The following is a 21,084-nucleotide window of genomic DNA, read 5'->3' on the forward strand; positions in this document are numbered from 1 at the left end:
TCATGCGGCGCCTTGCGCGAGCAGTCGCAGGTGGTGGGCCAGCCGCTCCACCACGGAAGTGACGTGGGGTGCGGTCAGCAAGGTGAAGTGGTCACCGGGAACCTCGTGCACGGTGAGTGCGTCTGGGAGCCACGCGCTCCAGCCCAGGTCCTGTGCGCGAGGCGCCCCGCTCGGGGGCGTGGCGGCCCGGAGGAGGACGGCCGGGCCCATGTAGGCCCCCGCGGGCACGTAGTTTCGCTGGGCGTGGCTGAGCCGCTGATACACACGGAACAGGCGCTCGGCGGCGTCGACGTCCAGGTCGAGCCCGCCCGAGGGAGAGCGCCGGGCCAGCTCCAGCACGTAGGCCAGCGCGCCGCGCACGTCCAGCCGCCGCAGGTGCTCCACGTCCAGCGGCAGCGACTGCCACGGCAGCCCGAGCACCCGGCCGAAGCCGGCCAGCTGCATGAGGGCGTCCGGCTCGGGCCGGGGTTGGGCCTCTGGGGCGTGGCTGTCCAGGAGGGCCAGCAGCTCCACCTTCTCTCCCGAGGACTGGAGGAGCCGGGCCATCTCGTAGGCGACGAGTCCGCCGAAGGACCAGCCTCCCAGGAGGTAGGGCCCCTGGGGCTGCACGGCGCGCAGCTGGGTGAGGTAGTCGCGGGCGAGGGCTTCAACGGAGGCAGGGGGCAGCTCGCCCCCATCGAGGCCAGAGGCGGACAGGCCGTAGAGGGGCCTGTCGGTGCCCAGGTGGCGGACGAGCTCGGTGTAGCCCAGCACGCTGCCGCCGCCGCCGTGGACGAGGAAGAGCGGCCGGCCGGTGGCGGTGCCCCCATCCAGACGGGAGAGGTTGGAGGTGGAGCGAGTGGCGTCGTCGCGGTGCTCCAGGCGAAGGGCGAGGCGCTCGACGGTGGAGCCCTGGAAGAGGGCCGACACGGGGAGTGCAACTCCAGTGCGCTCGCGGAGTCGCGCCATGAGGCGCACGGCGAGGAGGGAGTGGCCGCCGAGGGCGAAGAAGTCGTCGGTGGCGCCGACCTTCTCCAGGTGGAGCACCTCGGCCCAGACGGCGGCGACGGCCTCCTCGGTGGGCGTGCGCGGGGCGACGTAGGCGGCGCCCGTGGCGGAAGCGTCGGGAGCGGGCAGGGCCTTGCGGTCGACCTTTCCGTGGGTGTTGAGGGGCAGTGCCGGTAGGAAGACGAAGGCGGAAGGCACCATGTAATCGGGCAGGTGCTTGCCGATGGCGGCGCGCAGCTCCGTGGTGGACGGCGTGTTGTCCATGGAGATGGGTACCACGTACGCGACGAGGCGCGCGTTGCCAGGGACGTCCTCACGCGCGAGCACCACGGCGCGGCTGACGGCGGCCTCCTGCTCCAGGGCGGCTTCGATTTCGCCCAGCTCAATGCGGAAGCCGCGCAGCTTCACCTGGAAGTCGATGCGGCCCAGGTAGTCCAGCTCGCCATTGGCCAGCCAGCGCACCTTGTCTCCGGTGCGGTAGAGGCGGCCGCCGGGCGTGGTGCCGAACGGGTCCGGGATGAACTTCTCGGCGGAGAGCTCGGGCCTGCCGAGGTAGCCGCGAGCGACGCCCGCGCCGCCGATGAAGAGCTCACCAGGGGCGCCGGTGGGCACTGGCTGCATGCGCTCGTCGAGGACGTACACCTGCACGTTGGCCAGGGGGCCGCCGAGGGTGGGCCGTGAGGCGCCGCGAATGGCACGGGCGGTGGTGTCGACGGTGCACTCGGTGGGGCCGTAGACGTTGAAGCAGTGGATGAAGGGGTGGGCCGCCAGCTTTGCCCAGAGGGCTTCATCCACGGCCTCTCCGCCCACCAGCACGCGCAAGGGGCGTGAGGAGGCCAGTCCCTCTTCCAGCAGCAGGCGCAGGTGAGAAGGAGAGCAGTCGAGGACGTCGAGCTGGTGCTTCTCCACCCACGCCTTGAGCAGGGCGACGTCCTCGCGAGCGGCCTGGGGAACGATGCAGAGGGCATGGCCGTCGGCCACCTGGATGAGTTGCTTCACCGAGGCGTCGAAGGCGAGAGGCGCGTTGAGGCTGACGCGCAGCGCGCCCTCGGCTCCGGCATACACAGCCGAAGCCAGGGCTGAGCGCAGGTTCATCACGGAAGCGTGCTGAACCATGACGCCCTTGGGGCGGCCGGTGGAGCCGGAGGTGTAGATGACGTAGGCGAGGTGCTCGGGAGAGGAGAGGCGAGGCGGGTTGGCCTCGGACTCGCGAGAGAGCGTCTGTGCAAAGGAAGCGTCGTCCAGGTACACCGCTTCCGCGGACGCGCCTTCGAGCCGCGGCTTCAAGTGGTGCTGGGTGAGGGCGAGCCGAGCACCGCAGTCCTGGAGCATGAAGGCCAGGCGCTCGCGGGGATAGGCGGGGTCCATGGGGACGTAGGCGCCGCCAGCCTTGAGGATGGCGAGGACTGCGACCACCATGTCCACGCCGCGCTCCATGCAGAGGGCGACGCGCACCTCGGGGCCGACACCGCGCTGGCGCAGGACATGCGCCAGTTGATTGGCGCGGCGGTTGACCTGAGCGAAGGACAGCGAAGCGGAGTCATCGAGCACCGCGACGGCGTCGGGCGTACGAGCCGCCTGCACCTCGAACCGCTCGTGCAGCGCGCCGTCCCAGCCCAGTTCCTGGTGCGTGTCGTTCCAGCTCGTGAGCACCTGCTGGCGCTCGGAAGCGGGCAGCAGGGGCAACTCACCCACGCGCGTCTGTGGTGCGGACACGGCGGCCTGCACCAACGTGGTGAAGTGTTCCACCATGCGGACGATGGTGCCCGGCTCGAACAGGTCCGTGCGGTAGCTCAGCACTCCTCCGAAGCCATCGGGCCGCTGGGTCAGCGAGAGCGTCAGGTCGAACTTGGTGGCCTGCGTGCCGGACTCGAAGGCCTCCACGCTCAGTGGGGCGCTGTCCCTCGTGCCGCCCTTCACCTCCAGGGTGGCCGTCGGAGCGTTCTGCAGGACGAGCATCACCTGGAAGAGAGGCGAGTGGCTCAAGCTGCGCTGAGGCCGCAGTTCCTCGACGAGCTTCTCGAAGGGCACGTCCTGGTGCTCGTAGGCGCCAAGCGTGGTGGAGCGCACGCGGGCGAGCAGCTCGCGGAAGGTGGCGCGCGGGTCCACCAGGGTGCGCAGCACCAGCGTGTTGACGAAGAAGCCGATGAGTCCCTCCGTTTCCGCGCGAGTGCGGCCGGCGATGGGTGAGCCGACGGAGATGTCGTCCTGGCCGGAGTAGCGGGCCAGCAGCACCTGCCAGAGCGCCAGCAGCGCCATGAAGGGCGTGGTGCCCTCGCGCTGGCACAGGGCCAGGAGTGCCTCGCTCACGTGCGCGGGGAGCTGCACGGGCTGCAATGCGCCGCGATGGGACTGGACGGCGGGACGGGGCTTGTCGGTGGGCAGCTCCAGTACGGGCGCCGCACCGGAGAGCTGCGCGCGCCAGTACTCCAGCTGCTTCTCCAGTGCCTCGCCCCGCAGCCACGAGCGCTGCCACGCGGCGAAGTCCGCGTACTGCACCGGCAGGGCGAGCAGACGCGCCTCAAGGCCGCTGGAGTGCGCCGAGTAGAGCTGGGTCAGCTCGCGCACCAGCACGCCCATGGACCAGCCGTCGGAGACGATGTGGTGCATCGTCCCGATGAGGACGTGGTCCTGCGCGCCCAGGCGCAGCAGCAGCGCGCGGAAGACGGGCCCTCGCGCCAGGTCGAAGGGACGCTGGGCCTCCTGGGCTGCCAGGCGGCGGGCCTCAGCCTCGCACTCCGCTGCGGGCAATTCGCTCAGGTCCACCACGGGCAGCGGGAAGTGCGCCAGCGGGTGGATGACCTGGACGGGCTCGCCGTCATGGACGCCGAAGGTGGTGCGCAGTGCCTCGTGGCGCTCGGCGAGCGAAACGAAGGCCTTCTCCAGCGCGCCCACGTCCAGCGGCCCGCGCATGCGAAGCGCGGTGGGGATGTTGTACGCGGAGCCGCCGGGCTGGAGCTGGTCGATGAACCACAGCCGCTGCTGGGCGAAGGACAGCGGCAGCTCCCCGGTGCGCGGCACGGGCAGCAGGGGCGGAGCCTGGGTTGAGCGCGAGTGCACCGCTGCGTCCACCCGCCTCGCGAGCGCGGCGACGGTGGGCGCCTCGAAGAGGGCACGCAGGGGCAGTTCCACGCCGAAGGTGGAGCGGATGCGGGAGATGACCTGCGTGGCCAGCAGTGAGTGGCCACCCAGCTCGAAGAACTGCGCTTCCGCGCCCACGCGCTCCAGACCCAGCACCTGGGCCCACAGGCCCGCGAGCAGCTCCTCGGTGGGCGTGCGCGGGGCGACGTGCTCCACCGTGGAAGCCGGGGCTTCGGGCACGGGCAGGGCCTTGCGGTCCACCTTGCCGTTGGGCGTCAGCGGCAGGGCCTCCAGCACGGCGAAGGCGGAGGGCACCATGTGCTCGGGCAGCCGCTGCTTCGCGGCATTCCGGAGCGACTCGACGTCGACGGACATGCCCTGGGCGGGCACCACGTATGCGGCCAGTCGCTTGTCGCCGGGGCGGTCCTCTCGCACCAGTACCAGGGCCTGCCGCACTCCAGTGTGCGAGGCCAGCACGGCTTCGATTTCGCCCAATTCAATCCGGAAGCCGCGCAGCTTCACCTGGAAGTCGATGCGGCCGACGTAGTCCAGCGTGCCGTCCGCCCTGGCGCGCACGAGGTCTCCCGTGCGGTAGAGGCGCGTACCGGGCTCGGTGGCGAACGGGTCCGGAATGAACTTCTCGGCCGTCAGCTCGGGCCGGTTGAGGTAGCCGCGAGCCAGTCCCACGCCGCCGATGCACAGCTCGCCAGCAACGCCCACGGGTACCGGGCGCAGGTGGCGGTCCAAGACGTATTGCCGCGTGTTGGCGAGGCTCCGGCCCAGGGGCGGACGCTGCCCGTCCGGGGCACAGAGGTACATGTTGGCGATGACGGTGCCCTCGGTGGGGCCGTACGCATTGAAGAACCGACGGCCAGGAGCCCACTTCTCCACCAGCTCGGACGAGCAGGCCTCGCCGCCAGAGAGAATGGTGCCCAGCGTCTCCAATCCCTCCGTGGGCAGCAGCGCCAGGACGGAGGGCGGCAGCAGCACCTGGTCGATGGCCTGACCGCGCAGCACGTCCATCAGTGGCTGGCCCGGCATCAGGTCCTCGCGCGGCGCCATCACCAGGGTGGCGCCGTGGAACAGGGCCAGCGTCACCTCGTACACGGCGGCGTCGAAGCTGGAGGAGGCGAACTGGAGCACGCGCTGGCCAGCACGCAGGCCGGTGACGCGTGCGATGTCCGCCGCGAGGTTGGGCACGCCGCGGTGGCTCACCATGACGCCCTTGGGGCGGCCGGTGCTGCCCGAGGTGTAGATGACGTACGCCAGGTCGTCGGCGGTGCAGACGCGTACCGGCGCGGTGACCGGGTGGCGCGAGAGGACGGCCTCAGCGGTGTCGAGCGCAAGCACGTCACCGGAGAAGACAGACAAGTGCGAGTGGGTGAGGAGCACCGACGCGCCGCAGTCCTGGAGCATGAAGTCCAGGCGCTCGCGGGGGTAGGCGGGGTCCATGGGGACGTAGGCACCGCCGGCCTTGAGTACGCCGAGCAGCCCCACCACCACGTCGAACGAGCGCTCCAGGCACAGCGCCACCCGCGTGTCGGGGCGCACTCCCCGGGCGCGCAGCTCATGGGCGAGCTGATTGGCCCGTGCGTCCAGCTCCCGGTAGCTCATCGTGCGCTCGCCGAAGCGGAGGGCCGCGGCGTCGGGCGTGCGCTGCACCTGCGCCTCGAACATCTCGTGGAAGAGTGCGCCGTCCGCGAAGGGGGCGGCCGTGTCGTTCCACTGCTCGACGACCTGACGGCGCTCGTCCTCGCGCATCAGTGGCAGCTCGGACAGGCGCTGGCGGGGGTTGGCGGCGATGGCCTCCAGCAGGGTGTGCAGGTGGCCTGCCATGCGTGCGACGGTGGGGGCGTCGAACAGGTCGGTGTTGTAGTTCAGCGAGCCATACAGCCCCCGCGGGCCCGCCGTCATCGTCAGCGTCAGCTCGAACTTGGCGACGTGGGTGGGAGCCTCCACCGTGGACAGCTTCAGGCCCGGCAGGGAGATGGAGGAGTCAGGCAGGTTCTGCAGCGAGAACATGACCTGGAAGAGCGGCGAGCGGCTCAGGTCGCGCTCGTGCTGGAGCACCTCCACCAACTTCTCGAAGGGCACTTCCTGGTGGGCATAGGCGCCCAGCGTGGACTCACGCACCCGCCCAAGCAGGGAGGCGAAGGTGTCCTCGTCGGAGACGCGGGCGCGCAGGGCGAGTGAGTTGACGAAGAAGCCGATGAGGCCCTCCGTTTCCGTGCGGTTGCGACCGGCGATGGGTGAGCCGACGACGATGTCGTCCTGCCCCGAGTAGCGGGAGAGCAGCGTCTGCCAGCCGGCGAGCAGCACCATGAAGAGGGTGGCGTGGTGCTGGCGGGCGAGCGCCTCCAGTTGCTGCCCCAGCTCCGCGGGAAGCGCGAAGGGGTGCGCCGCGCCGTGGAACGTCTGCACGGGCGGGCGCGGCCTGTCGGTGGGCAGCTCCAGTGCCTGCGGGGCGCCTCCGAGCTGCTGCTTCCAGTAGCCGAGCTGCGCTTCCAGCACTTCACCCTTCAGCCAGTTGCGCTGCCACACCGAGTAGTCGGCGTACTGAATCGGCAGCGGCGCGAGGAGGGGCTGCTGGCCCGAGGCGTGGTCCTTGTAGAGGGCGGCCAGCTCGCGCACGAGCACGCTGAGAGACCAACCGTCGGAGATGATGTGGTGCAGGTTGAGGAGCAGCACATGCTCGTCGGGCGCCAGCCTCAGCAGCGAAGCGCGGAACAGCGGCCCCTGGGAGAGGTCGAACGGGCGGACACCCTCCTCGGTGGCCAGCCGGCGGGACTCGGCCTCACGCTCGTCGGTGGGCAGTGCGCCCAGGTCGACGACGGGAAGCTGGAAGTCCGAGACGGGGTGGATGACCTGCACGGGCTCGCCATTGCTGGAGGCGAAGGTGGTGCGCAGCGACTCGTGACGCTCGACGAGTGCGCCAAGGCTGCGCTCCAGGGCCGCGAGGTCCAGGGCTCCGGTGAGGCGCACCGGCGAGGGCATGTTGTAGGCGGAGCTGCCGGGCTGGAGCTGGTCGATGAACCACAGGCGCTGCTGCGCGAAGGACAGGGGCAGCGCGTCGGAGGAGGAGGCACGGCGCACGAGGGCAGGCGCCTGGAGCGAGCCACCCATCAGGCGCGTGGCCTCGATGCGCTCGGCGAGGGCGGCGACAGTGGGCGCCTCGAAGAGGGCGCGTAGGGGCAGCTCCACGCCGAGCTGGGAGCGGATGCGGGAGATGACCTGAGTGGCGAGCAGGGAGTGGCCGCCCAGCTCGAAGAAGTTGCCGGTGACGCTCACCTGGGGCACGCGCAGGACGGCCGCGAAGAGCTCCGCCAGCTTCTCCTCGGTGGCGTTGCGCGGGGCGACGTACGCCTCGGCGGAAGACATCAGCGCCGAGTCGGGAGGGGGTAGTGCCTTGCGGTCGACCTTGGCGTTGGAGGTGAGGGGCAGGGCGTCCAGGCGCACGAGGGCGGAGGGCACCATGTACTCGGGCAACCGCTGCTTGAGGGCGGCACGCAACTCAGCCGTGTCGAGGGACTCGGGAGCGGCGACGTAGCCGACGAGGCGCTTGTCGCCGGGGACGTCCTCACGCACCAGGGCCACGGCCTGGGCCACGTCCGGGAAGGCGAGCAGCGCGGCTTCGACTTCGGCCAACTCGATGCGGTAGCCGCGCACCTTCACCTGCGCGTCTGCGCGACCGAGGAACTCCAGCACGCCGTCACCCCGCCAGCGGGCGAGGTCGCCGGTGCGGTAGAGGCGGGCGCCGGGCGTGCCGGAGAAGGAGTCTGGGACGAAGCGCTCTGCGGTGAGGGCGGGCTGGCCGACGTAGCCGCGGGCCACGCCGTCGCCGCCGATGAACAACTCGCCCACGACGCCCGCGGGCACGGGCTGCCCGGAGGTATCCAGCAGGTACACCTGCGTATTGCCGATGGGACGGCCGATGGGGACGGAGGAGCCGACGTGCTCCACCGAAGTCATGCGGTGGGTGGAGGCGAAGAGAGTGGTTTCGGTGGGGCCGTAGCAGGCCGTCACCGGGATGTGCAGCTCCTCCAAGACACGGCGCACGTGCGGTGCGCTGACGACGTCACCACCGGTGAGCAACTGCTTCACGCCACGAAGGGCGGGGAAGTTGTGGTCCACCACCTGGGTGAAGAGGCCGGCGGTGAGATGGAGCGTCGTGACGCCGTGCTTCACCAGCACCGACTCCAGCTCCTTCAAGTCGGAAGGCGAGTGGGGCGGGAAGACGACGAGCCGCGCGCCATGGAGCAGCGGCCCCCACAGCTCCAGGGTGGAGGCATCGAAGGAGATGGGGGCGAGCAGGAGGAAGGTTTCGTCCGGGCCCAGGTGCGCGTAGTCGTTGCCGAAGACGGTGCGCAGCACGGCGGCCTGCGGAGTGCCGACGCCCTTGGGGCGGCCGGTGGAGCCGGAGGTGAAGTCGATGTACGCCAGGCTCTGGGGCAGCGCGGCCGAGGGCGGTGCCGAAGTGGGCTGGGACTCCAGAGACACTTCTCCCAGCACGACGGTGGACAGGCCTTCGGAAGGCAGCTTCGCGAGCAGCTCGCGCGAGGTGATGAGCACGGTGGGACGCGCGTCCTCCACCATGGCGGCGAGGCGCTCACGCGGGTAGCTCGGGTCCAGCGGGACGTAGGCGCCGCCGGCCTTGAGGATGGCGAGGAGGGAGACAATCAGCTCCAGTGAGCGGTCCAGGGCAATGGCCACGCGCGAGTCGGTGGACACGCCCAGGCCGCGCAGATGGTGCGCGAGCTGGTTGGCGCGCGCGTCGAGCTGCGGGTAGGTGAGCTTCTGCTCACCGAACTCGACGGCGACCTTGTCGGCATGACGGGCCACCACCTGCGAGAAGACCTCGGGCAGGGTGGAGGCGCGCGGGTACTCGGTGGCGGTGGCGTTCCACTCCACCAGCACCTGCCGGCGCTCCGCCTCGGTGAGCATGGAGAGGGTGGCCAGGGGCGCGTTCGGCCGGGCGACGAGGGCTTCCACCAGCACCTGGAAGTGCTCGGCCATCCGCGCGGCGGTGGCGGGCTCGAACAGGTCGGCGTTGTACCGCAGGGGGCCCTGGAAGCCTTCGGACGTTTCAGAAAGGCTCAGCTCCAGCTCGAACCGGACGTTGGGGTTGTTCACCTCGTCCAGCGGGCGCAGCGCCAGTGCCGGCTTCCGAGCCTGCTCCGGGCCCTGCATTGACGCGGCCGTGTGCGCGTTCTGCAGGGCGAAGAGGACCTGGAACAGCGGGCTGCGGCTCATGTCGCGAGCGGGCTGGAGCTCTTCCACCAGCCGCTCGAAGGGCACGTCCTGGTGGGCGTACGCACCCAGCGCCGTCTCCTTCACCCCGCGCAGCAGGTGCAGGTACGAGGACTGGTCGTCCACCCGGGCTCGCATCACCAGCGTGTTGATGAAGATGCCGATGAGGCCCTCCAGCTCGCCACGCTGGCGGCCCGCGATGGGCGAGCCCACCGAGACGTCCGGCTGGCCAGTGTAACGGGACAGCAGCACCTGGAAGGCGGCGAGCAGTGCCATGAAGGGCGTGAGGCCCTCCTGCTGACATAGCGCCTTGAGCTTCTCCGAAGCGGCTCGCGACAGCACCACGGGCACGTCCGCTCCCCGGAAGGTCTGCACGGGAGGACGGGGCTTGTCGGTGGGCAGCTCCAGCGTCGAGAGGCCGGAGAGCTGCTTGCGCCACCAGCCGAGCTGCTCGTCCAGCACCGCGCCCTGCAGCCACTGGCGCTGCCAGACGGCGTAATCCGCGTACTGGAGCGGCAGCGGCGGCAGGGGAGAGGGCCGGCCCTGTGAGAAGGCGTCGTAGAGGGCCGCGACTTCACGCACCAGCACGCCCATGGACCAGCCGTCCGAGACGATGTGGTGCATGTTCAGTGCGAGCACGTGGTCCGTGGGCCCCAGCTTCAGCAGTCGGGCGCGCATCAACGGACCGGTGGAGAGGTTGAAGGGCGTCAGCAGCTCCTCGCGCAGGCGGCGTTCCAGCTCGGCGCGGGCGGCGGAGGGCTCCAGACCGCTGAGGTCCGTCACCTCCAGAGGCAGCTGGCCCACGGGGGAGATGAGCTGGAGGGGCTGTCCCTCCTGTTGGGTGAAGGTGGTGCGCAGGGCTTCATGCCGGTGCGCCAGCGCGTCGAAGCCGCGGCGCAGGGCTTCGACGTCGAGCGTCCCCTCCATGCGCACGAAGGTGGGCATGTTGTAGGAGGCGCTGCCGGGCTGGAGCTGGTCGATGAACCACAGGCGCTGCTGGGCGAAGGAGAGCGGCAGCGGCCCGTTACGCGGCACGGCGACGATGGCGGGCGCCTGGGGGCCAGCGATGGACTGCCGGGCGGCCTCGATGCGCTGGGCGAGGGCGGCGACAGTGGGCGCCTCGAAGAGGGCGCGCAGGGGCAGCTCCACGCTGAGCTGGGAGCGGATGCGGGAGATGACCTGAGTGGCCAGCAGGGAGTGGCCGCCCAGCTCGAAGAAGTTGCCGGTGACGCTCACCTGGGGCACGCGCAGGACGGCCGCGAAGAGCTCCGCCAGCTTCTCCTCGGTGGCGTTGCGCGGCGCCACGTACGCCTCGGCGGAAGACATCAGCGCCGAGTCGGGAGGGGGTAGTGCCTTGCGGTCGACCTTGGCGTTGGAGGTGAGGGGCAGGGCGTCCAGGCGCACGAGGGCGGAGGGCACCATGTACTCGGGCAGCCGCTGCTTGAGGGCGGCACGCAACTCAGCCGTGTCGAGGGACTCGGGAGCGGCGACGTAGCCGACGAGGCGCTTGTCGCCGGGGACGTCCTCACGCACCAGGGCCACGGCCTGGGCCACGTCCGGGAAGGCGAGCAGCGCGGCTTCGACTTCGGCCAACTCGATGCGGTAGCCGCGCACCTTCACCTGCGCGTCTGCGCGACCGAGGAACTCCAGCACGCCGTCACCCCGCCAGCGGGCGAGGTCGCCGGTGCGGTAGAGGCGGGCGCCGGGCGTGCCGGAGAAGGAGTCTGGGACGAAGCGCTCTGCGGTGAGGGCGGGCTGGCCGACGTAGCCGCGGGCCACGCCGTCGCCGCCGATGAACAACTCCCCCACGACGCCAGCGGGCACCGGCTGCCCGGAGGTATCCAGCAGGTACACCTGCGTATTGCCGATGGGACGGCCGATGGGGACGGAGGAGCCGACGTGCTCCACCGAAGTCATGCGGTGGGTGGAGGCGAAGAGAGTGGTTTCGGTGGGGCCGTAGCAGGCCGTCACCGGGATGTGCAGCTCCTCCAAGACACGGCGCACGTGCGGTGCGCTGACGACGTCACCACCGGTGAGCAACTGCTTCACGCCACGAAGGGCGGGGAAGTTGTGGTCCACCACCTGGGTGAAGAGGCCGGCGGTGAGATGGAGCGTCGTGACGCCGTGCTTCACCAGCACCGACTCCAGCTCCTTCAAGTCGGAAGGAGAGTGGGGCGGGAAGACGACGAGGCGGGCACCATGGAGCAGCGGCCCCCACAGCTCCAGGGTGGAGGCGTCGAAGGAGACGGGCGCGATGAGGAGGAAGGTCTCATCCGGGCCGAGGTGCGCGTAGTCGTTGCCGAAGACGGTGCGCAGCACGGCGGCCTGGGGCGTGCCGACGCCCTTGGGGCGGCCGGTGGAGCCGGAGGTGAAGTCGATGTACGCCAGGCTCTGGGGCAGCGCGGCCGAAGGCGGTGCCGAAGTGGGCTGGGACTCCAGGGACACCTCTCCCAGCACGACGGCGGACAGGCCTTCCACCGGCAGCTTCGCCAGCAGCTCGCGCGAAGTCACAAGGACGCCGGGACGCGCGTCCTCCACCATGGCGGCGAGGCGCTCACGCGGGTAGCTCGGGTCCAGCGGGACGTAGGCGCCGCCGGCCTTGAGGATGGCGAGGAGGGAGACAATCAGCTCCAGCGAGCGCTCCAGGGCAATGGCCACGCGCGAGTCGGTGGACACGCCCAGGCCGCGCAGATGGTGCGCAAGCTGGTTGGCGCGCACGTCGAGCTGCCGGTAGGTGAGCTTGGAGTCACCGAACTCGACGGCGACCTTGTCGGCATGACGGGCGACCACCTGCGAGAAGACCTCGGGCAGGGTGGATTCGCGCGGGTACTCGGTGGCGGTGGCGTTCCACTCCACCAGCACCTGTTGACGCTCCATGGTGGACAGCAGGGAGAACGAGCCGAGAGATGCCTCGGGCCGGGCCACGAGCGCTTCCACCAGGCTCTGGAAGTGGCTCGCCATGCGCAGCGCGGTGGCGTGCTCGAACAGGTCGGTGTTGTAGCCCAGCACCCCCTGGTAGCCGCTCGCGGACTCCGCCAGGGTGAGCTGGAGCTCGAACTTGATGGAGGGGTTGTCGACTTCCAGCGGGCGCAGCGCCAGCCCCCTGCCCTGGGCCGACGCCGTGGGCGTGTTCCGCAAGGAGAAGATGACCTGGAAGAGCGGGCTGCGGCTCAGGTCACGCGTGGACTGGAGCTCCTCCACCAGTCGCTCGAAGGGGACGTCCTGATGGGCGTAGGCGCCCAGTGAGGACTCCTTCACCTGCCGCAGCAGATGGACGAAGGAAGCGGCGTCCTCCACCTGGGAGCGCAGTACCAGCGTGTTGACGAAGAAGCCGATAAGGCCTTCCAGCTCACCCCGGTTGCGTCCCGCGATGGGCGAGCCGACGGAGATGTCCCGCTGGCCGGAGTAGCGGGAGAGGAGCACCTGGAAGGCGGCGAGCAGGGCCATGAAGGGCGTGGCGCCCTCCTGCTGGCAGAGGGCCTTGAGCTGCTCGGAGGCGGCGAGCGAGAGCGAAACGGGCACGTCCGCGCCGTTGAACGTCTGGACGGGCGGGCGAGGCTTGTCGGTGGGCAGCTCCAGGGTGGAGGCGCCCGAGAGGTGCTGCTTCCAGTAGTTGAGTTGCTCCTCCAGCACCGCGCCCTGAAGCCACTGGCGCTGCCAGGCGGCGTAGTCGACGTACTGGATGGGCAGCGGCGGCAGCGGCGAGGGCCTGCCTTGCGAGAAGGCCTCGTAGAGGGCGGCGACTTCACGTACCAGCACGCCCATGGACCAGCCGTCCGAGACGACGTGGTGCATGTTGAGGGCGAGCACGTGCTCGGTGGGGCCCAGCTTCAGCAACCCCGCGCGCACCAGCGGACCGGTGGCGAGGTTGAAGGGGCGCAGGGCCTCCTCGCGCAGGCGTCGCTCCAGCTCGGCGCGAGCGGCCTGGGGCTCCAGGGCACTGAGGTCCACGAACTGCAGCGGCAGCTCACCGCGAGGAGCGATGAGCTGGAAGGGCTGGCCCTCCTGCTGGGTGAAGGAGGTGCGCAGGGCTTCGTGGCGGTGCACCAGCTCGTCGAAGCTACGCTGGAGAGCCGCCAGGTCGAGCAGGCCGTCCATGCGCACGAAGACGGGCATGTTGTAGGCGGGGCTGCCGGGCTGGAGCTGGTCGATGAGCCACAGCCGCTGCTGGGCGAAGGAGACGGGCAGAGCGCCCTCGCGCGCCAGGGCGACGAGGCCGGGGGCCTGGCTGGGAAGTCCCGCCATCCGGGCGGACTCGATGCGCGTGGCGAGTGCCTCCAGAGTCGGGGCTTCGAAGAGGGCGCGCAGGGGCAGCTCCACGCCGAAGGAGGCGCGGATGCGGGAGACGAGCTGCGTGGCCAGCAGGGAGTGGCCGCCCAGCTCGAAGAAGTTGTCGGTGGCACCCACGCGAGGCAGGCGGAGGACGTCGGCCCAGAGGGAGGCGAGCTGCTCTTCGACTGGGGAGCGAGGGGCGAGGTAGCTGTCCCGCGGCGCGGAGGCATCCGGAGCGGGGAGGGCCTTGCGGTCCACCTTGCCGTTGGGAGTGAGAGGGAGGGCCTCCAGGACGACGAAGGCGGAGGGCACCATGTACGCGGGCAGGCGCTGCTGGAGGAAGGAGCGCAGGAGCTCTGCCTCGGGGCGAGGGCCGGAAGCGGGAGTGACGTAGGCGACCAGGCGCTTGTCACCGGGCACGTCCTCGCGAGCGACGACGAGGGCTTCGTGGACGGAGGGGTGCTCGCGCAGGACGGAGGCGACTTCGGCGGGCTCGACGCGGAAGCCACGCACCTTCACCTGGAAGTCGGCGCGGCCGAGGAAGTCGACGCGGCCGTCGGCGAGCCAGCGCACGCGGTCTCCGGTGCGGTACATGCGGGCGCCGGGGAGGGGGGAGAAGGCGTCGGGGAGGTAGCGCTCGGCAGTCAACTCGGGCCGGTGCAGGTAGCCGCGAGTCACCTGGGCGCCGCCGACGTAGAGCTCTCCAGGCACGCCGAGGGGTACGGGCTGCAGGGCCTCGTCCAGGACGTACAGGCGCGTGTGGGCCAGGGGCCGGCCCAGCGGCGCCGAGGCCGGAGTCACGCCAGCCGCGGGCGCTTCCAGCCGACCGGCGAGGACGCCGACGGTCGTCTCGGTGGGGCCGTAGTGGTTGTGGATTTCGCACTCGGGCGCCAGCGAGCGCACCGTCTGGAGCAGAGCGGGTGTGGAGGACTCGCCGCCGAGCACCAGGCGCTTGCGAGGCAGCACGAGGTGGGGCTCCGCCGCCGTCAGCAGCGCGGCCAGGTGGGAGGGGACGATTTTGACGCAGTCGATGGGGTGACGCGCGAAGTACTCGACGACTGCGGAGGGACTGCCGACACGCTCCTGGGTGAGGACGTGGAGGAGGCCACCAGTGCACAGGGCGGGGAAGAGGACGGTGTTGCCCAGGTCCGCAGCGAAGGTGGAGACGAGGGCGAAGCTGGAGCAGTCAGCGAGGCCGAGTCTCTCGGTGACGGAGTGGACGTAGGTGAGCAGGTGGCCATGGGCGACGGCGACACCCTTGGGCCTGCCAGTGCTGCCGGAGGTGAAGAGGACGTAGGCGAGGTGTTCCGGGTGCGGCGCGCAGGAGGGCGCTTCGGTGCTCAGCCGCTCCAGCAGGGAGGCGTCCTCGTCCAGGCGCACCACGGCGACGGGCAGGGCGGAGAAGGAGGCGGCATGCCGCGCATGCGTCACCACCACGGGGGCGGCCACTTCCTGCACCAGCGACTGGAGGCGCAGCGCGGGCTGGGCCGAGTCCAGCGGGACGTAGGCGCCGCCGGCCTTCCAGACGGCGAGCAGTGCAACCACCATGTCCACGCCGCGCTCGAGGCAGAGTGCGACGCAGGAGTCGGCGCCGACGCCGAGTGAGCGCAGGTGCCAGGCGAGTTGGTTGGCGCGGGCATTGAGCTGCGCGTAGGTGAGGACGTCGCCCTCGCAAGCCACGGCGGGCCGAGAGGGGTGAAGCGCGGCCTGGGCCTCGAAGAGGGCGGGCACGGACAGGTGAGGCGCGGGCCCCGTCGCGGTGGCGTTGAAGGACTCGAGCAGCAGGGTGCGCTCGGCCGCGGACAGCAGCGGCAGCTCGCCCACGCGCGTTTCCGGTGCGGACACGGCGGCCTGCACCAGGGTGGAGAAGTGCTCCACCATGCGGGCGATGGTGCCCTGGTCGAAGAGGTCCGTGCGGTACCTGAGCGTGCCGGACAGTCCTTCCGGCGTTTCTCCGAGGGACAGCGTCAGGTCGAACTTGGTGGCCTGCGCGCCGGACTCGAAAGGCTCCAGGCGCAGAGGCGTGCGTCCGTTCTCCGCACTACCCTGCACCTCCAGGGTGGTCGTCGGAGCGTTCTGCAGGACGAGCATCACCTGGAAGAGGGGCGAGTGACTGAGGCTGCGCTCGGGGCGCAGCTCCTCGACGAGCTTCTCGAAGGGGACGTCCTGGTGCTCGTAAGCGCCGAGCGTGGTGGCGCGCACCTTCGCGAGCAGCTCTCGGAAGGTAACGCGTGCGTCCACCTGGGAGCGCAGCACCAGCGTGTTGACGAAGAAGCCGATGAGGCCTTCCGTCTCCCCGCGAGTGCGGCCGGCGATGGGTGAGCCGACGGAGATGTCGTCCTGGCCGGAGTAGCGGGCCAGCAGCACCTGCCAGAGGGCGAGCAGGGCCATGAAGGGCGTGGCCTCCTCGCGCTGACAGAGCGCCTTGAGTCCCTCGGAGGTGGAGCGCGACAGGGTCACCGGCACGTAGGCGCCGTTGAAGGTCTGGACTGGCGGGCGGGGTCTGTCGGTGGGCAGCTCCAGGGTTGCGACGCCGGCGAGGTGCTGCTTCCAGTAGCCGAGCTGCTCTTCCAGCACGGCGCCTTGCAGCCACTGGCGCTGCCAGGCGGCGTAGTCGGCGTATTGGATGGGCAGCGGCGGGAGCGGCGAAGGCCTGCCCTGGGAGAACGCCCCGTAGAGGGCGGCGACTTCGCGCACCAGCACGCCCATGGACCAGCCGTCCGAGACGATGTGGTGCATGTTCAGCGCGAACACGTGCTCGGTGGAGCCCAGCTTCAGCAACTGCGCGCGCACCAGCGGACCGGTGGCGAGGTTGAAGGGGCGGAGGAGCTCGGCGCGCAGCCGTCGCTCCAGCTCGGCGTGTGCGGCCTGGGGCTCCAGGCCGCTGAGGTCCACGATCTCCAGCGGCAACTCCCCGTGAGGAGCGATGAGCTGGAAGGGCTGCCCTTCCTGCTGGGTGAAGGTGGTGCGCAGGGCCTCGTGGCGGTGAGCCAGCTCCGCCAGGGCACGGCGCAGGGCGTCCGCGTCGAGCGTCCCCTTCATGCGGACGACGGAAGGAATGCTGTAGGTGGCGCTGCCTGGCTCGAGCTGGTCGATGAACCACAGGCGCTGCTGGGCGAAGGACAGCGGGAGCTCACCAGTGCGCGGCACGGGGATGAGCGGCGGCGCTGTCCTGTGGTGACGGGCTCCCGCGGTGCTGATGCGCTGGGCGAGGGCGGCGACGGTAGGCGCCTCGAAGAGGGCCCGTAGAGGGAGCTCGATGCCCAGAGTGGAGCGGATGCGGGAGATGAGCTGCGTGGCGAGCAGGGAGTGGCCGCCCAGCTCGAAGAAGTTGCCGGTGACGCTCACCTGGGGCACGCGCAGGACGGCCGCGAAGAGTTCCGCCAGCTTCTCCTCGGTGGGCGTGCGCGGGGCGACGAAGTCCTCGGCGGAGGTCAGCGCGGCGTCCGGCGGGGGAAGTGCCCTGCGGTCGACCTTGGCGTTGGCGGTGAGGGGCAGGGCGTCCAGGCGCACGAGGGCGGAGGGCACCATGTACTCGGGCAGCCGCTGCTTGAGGGCGGTGCGCAGCGCGGCGAGGTCGAGGGACTCGGGCGCGGCGATGTAGCCGACGAGGCGTTTGTCGCCGGGCACGTCCTCGCGCACCAGGGCCACGGCCTCGCGCACCAGGGGGAGTGCCCGGAGGGCGGTTTCGACTTCGCCCAGCTCGATGCGGAAGCCACGCAGCTTCACCTGGGCATCGGCGCGGCCGACGAAGTCCAGCGTGCCGTCACCCCGCCAGCGGACCAGGTCGCCGGTGCGGTAGAGGCGGGAGCCGGGCTCGCTGCCGAAGGCGTCAGGGATGAAGCGCTCGGCAGTGAGCGCGGGCTGGCCGACATAGCCTCGGGCCACGCCGTCGCCGCCGATGAACAGCTCGCCGGTGACGCCGACGGGAACGGGCTGGCCGTGAGCGTCCAGCACGTACAGCCGGGTGCCACTGATGGGGCGGCCGATGGGCACGGAGGTGCCCACCTGCTCGGCGCGAGTCACCGGGTAGGAGGTGGCGAAGACGGTGGTCTCGGTGGGGCCGTAGAAGGCGGTGACGGGGATGCGCAGGTCATCCACGGCGCGGCGCACGTGGGCGGGCGACACCACGTCGCCGCCTGTCATGACGTGCTTCACCGTGCTCAGCCCTGGAGGAGGGTTGTCCACCAGCTGGGTGAACAGGCCGATGGTGGCCCACAGCGTGGTGACGCCCGAGGACTGGATGACACGGCCCAGTTCCTCCAGGGACGCGGCCTGGGGAGGCATGACGACGAGTCGCGCACCGTGCAGCAGCGCGCCCCAGATTTCGAAGGTGGAGGCGTCGAAGTGGATGGGAGCGAACTGGAGGAGGACTTCCTCGGGCCCGAAGCGTGCGTAGTCGACGCCGAGGAGGGTGCGCAGCACGCCGCGGTGGGTGGAGCCCACGCCCTTGGGGCGGCCGGTGGAGCCGGAGGTGAAGTCCACATAGGCGAGCGAGTCGGGCAGGGCTACCGGCGACGGCGCATGCGTCGGCTCGGAAGCGAGGGCGGCGTCGTCCAACACGACGGTGGAGAGTCCGTCAGCAGGCAGCTTGGAGAGGAAGGCGCGCGTGGTGATGAGGGCCTGGGGAGCGGTGTCCTCCACCATGCCGGCCAGACGCTCACGCGGGTAGGACGGGTCCAGGGGGACGTAGGCGCCGCCGGCCTTGAGGATGGCGACGAGGGAGACGATGAGCTCCAGCGAGCGCTCCACGGCGAGCGCGACGCAGGTATCCACGCCGACTCCCAGGCGGCGCAGGTGGTGCGCGAGCTGATTGGAGCGCTCGTCGAGCTGGCGGTAGGTGAGGCGTGAGTCGCCGAACTCCACGGCGACATGGTCCGGGTAGCGGGCCACGGCCTGCGCGAAGACCTCGGGCAGCGTGGCCTCTCGTGGGAAGTCGGAGGACCTGGCGCTCCAGTCTCGCAGCACCTGCTGGCGCTCCATCTGCGACAGCATGGAGACGGAGGAGATGGGTTCTTCGGGCCGGACGACCAGGGACTCCACCAGCACCTGGAAGTGGCTCACCATGCGCAGCGCGGTGGTGGGCTCGAAGAGGTCGGTGTTGTAGCTCAGCGTGCCCCGGTAGCCCTCTGGGGACTCCGAGAGGTTGAGCTGCAGCTCGAACTTGGCGGTGGGGTCATCCACCTCCACTGCGCTCAGCGCCAGGCCCTGCTTGCTCAGCGTGGGCAAGGGTGCGTTCTGCAGGGCGAAGATGACCTGGAAGAGCGGACTGCGGCTCATGTCGCGCGTGGGCTGCAGTTCCTCCACCAGTCGCTCGAAAGGCACGTCCTGATGAGCGAAGGCGCCCAGCGAGGACTCCTTCACCTGTCGCAGCTGGTGGACGAAGGAGGCGGCGTCCTCCACCTGGGAGCGCAGCACCAGCGTGTTGACGAAGAAGCCGATGAGGCCTTCCAGTTCGCCGCGCTGACGGCCCGCGATGGGCGAGCCGACGGAGATGTCCCGCTGGCCGGAGTAGCGGGAGAGGAGCACCTGGACGGCGCCCAGCAGGACCATGAACGGCGTGGCGCCCTCTCTCTGACAGAGCGCCTTGAGCGCCTCGGACGCGGAGCGCGACAGGACCACCGGCAGGTGCGCACCGTTGAACGTCTGGACGGGCGGGCGAGGCTTGTCGGTGGGCAACTCCAGGGTCGAGGCGCCCGAGAGGTGCTGCTTCCAGTAGCCGAGCTGCGCCTCCAGCACCGTGCCCTGGAGCCACTGGCGCTGCCAGGCAGCGTAGTCGGCGTACTGGATGGGCAGCGGCGGGAGCGGCGAAGGTCGACCTTGCGAGAAGGCGTCGTAGAGGGCGGCGACTTCGCGCACCAGCACGCCCATGGACCAGCCGTCCGAGACGATGTGGTGCATGTTGAGGGCGAGCACGTGCTCGGCGTCGCCCAGCTTCAGCAACCCCGCACGGATCAGCGGACCGGTGGCGAGGTTGAAGGGGCGCAGTGCCTCCTCGCGCAGCCGTCGCTTCAGCTCGGCACGGGCGGCCTGGGGCTCCAGGCCGCTGAGGTCCATGAGCTCCAGCGGCAGCTCACCGTGAGGGGAGATGCGCTGGAAGGGCTGCCCTTCCTGCTGGGTGAAGGTGGTGCGCAGGGCCTCGTGGCGGTGAGCCAGCTCCGCCAGGGCGCGGCGCAGGGCGTCCGTGTCGAGTGTGCCCTCCAGGCGCACGAAGGTGGGCATGTTGTAGGAGGCGCTGCCCGGCTCGAGCTGGTCGATGAACCACAGGCGCTGCTGGGCGAAGGACAGCGGCAGCTGGTCCGCGCGCGGCACCGGGACGAGCGGAGGTGCCGCTCCCTGGGTAGAGGCCTCCGATGCGCTGATGCGCTGGGCGAGGGCGGCGACGGAGGACGCCTCGAAGAGGGCCCGAAGGGGGAGCTCGATGCCCAGAGTGGAGCGGATGCGGGAGATGAGCTGCGTGGCCAGCAGGGAGTGGCCGCCCAGCTCGAAGAAGTTGCCGGTGGCGCTGACCCTGGGCAGCCGGAGGACGGCGGCGAACAACTCCGCCAGCTTCTCCTCGGTGGGCGTGCGCGGGGCGACGAAGTCCTCGGTGGAGGTCAGCGCGGCGTCCGGCGGGGGAAGTGCCCTGCGGTCCACCTTGGCGTTGGCGGTGAGGGGCAGGGCATCCAGGCGCACGAGGGCGGAGGGCACCATGTACTCGGGCAGCCGCTGCTTGAGGGCGGTGCGCAGCGCGGCGAGGTCGAGGGACTCGGGCGCGGCGATGTAGCCGACGAGGCGTTTGTCGCCGGGCACGTCTTCACGCACCAGGGCCACGGCCTGGACCACCTCGGGGAAAGCAATCAGTGCGGCTTCGACTTCGGCCAGCTCGATGCGGTAGCCGCGCACCTTCACCTGGGCATCGGCGCGGCCGAGGAACTCCAGCACGCCGTCATTGCGCCAGCGAGCCAGGTCGCCCGTGCGGTAGAGGCGGGTGCCGGGGATGCCGGAGAAGGCGTCGGGGACGAAGCGCTCGGCGGTGAGCGCGGGCTGGCCGACATAGCCGCGGGCCACGCCGTCGCCGCCGATGAACAGCTCACCCACGACGCCCACGGGCACCGGCTGGCTGGAGGCATCCAGCAGATACACGCGCGTGTTCCCGATGGGCCGGCCAATGGGCACGGAGGTGCCCACCTGCTCCGCCGAGGTCATCCGATGGGTGGACGCGAAGAGGGTGCTCTCGGTGGGGCCGTAGCAGGCCGTCACCGGAATGAACATTCCTTCCACCACTCGCCGGACGTGGGGGGCACTCACCACGTCACCACCCGTGAGGAGCTGCTTCACGTTCCTCAGCGCGGCGAGGTTGTGGTCCACCACCTGGGTGAAGAGGCCGGCGGTGAGGTGGAGCGTCGTCACGCCGTGCTTCACCAGCACCGACTCCAGCTCCTTCAAGTCAGAAGGCGAGTGGGGCGGGAAGACGACGAGCCGCGCGCCATGGAGCAGCGGCCCCCACAGCTCCAG

1 protein-coding gene (only partly in view) is annotated in these 21,084 nt (G+C 70.6%); it reads right to left on the reverse strand.

Annotated features, from left to right (window positions below; all coding sequences use genetic code 11):
• Window positions 1–21,084 carry the 3' portion of a non-ribosomal peptide synthase/polyketide synthase gene (locus ACX9TP_RS13270; protein ID WP_482980083.1) on the reverse strand. Its footprint extends 11,877 nt past the window's final position, so the window shows 21,084 of its 32,961 coding nt (coding positions 11,878–32,961); the start codon falls outside the window, past its right edge; the stop codon is at window positions 1–3.

The organism is Pyxidicoccus sp. M15 (assembly GCF_056858435.1).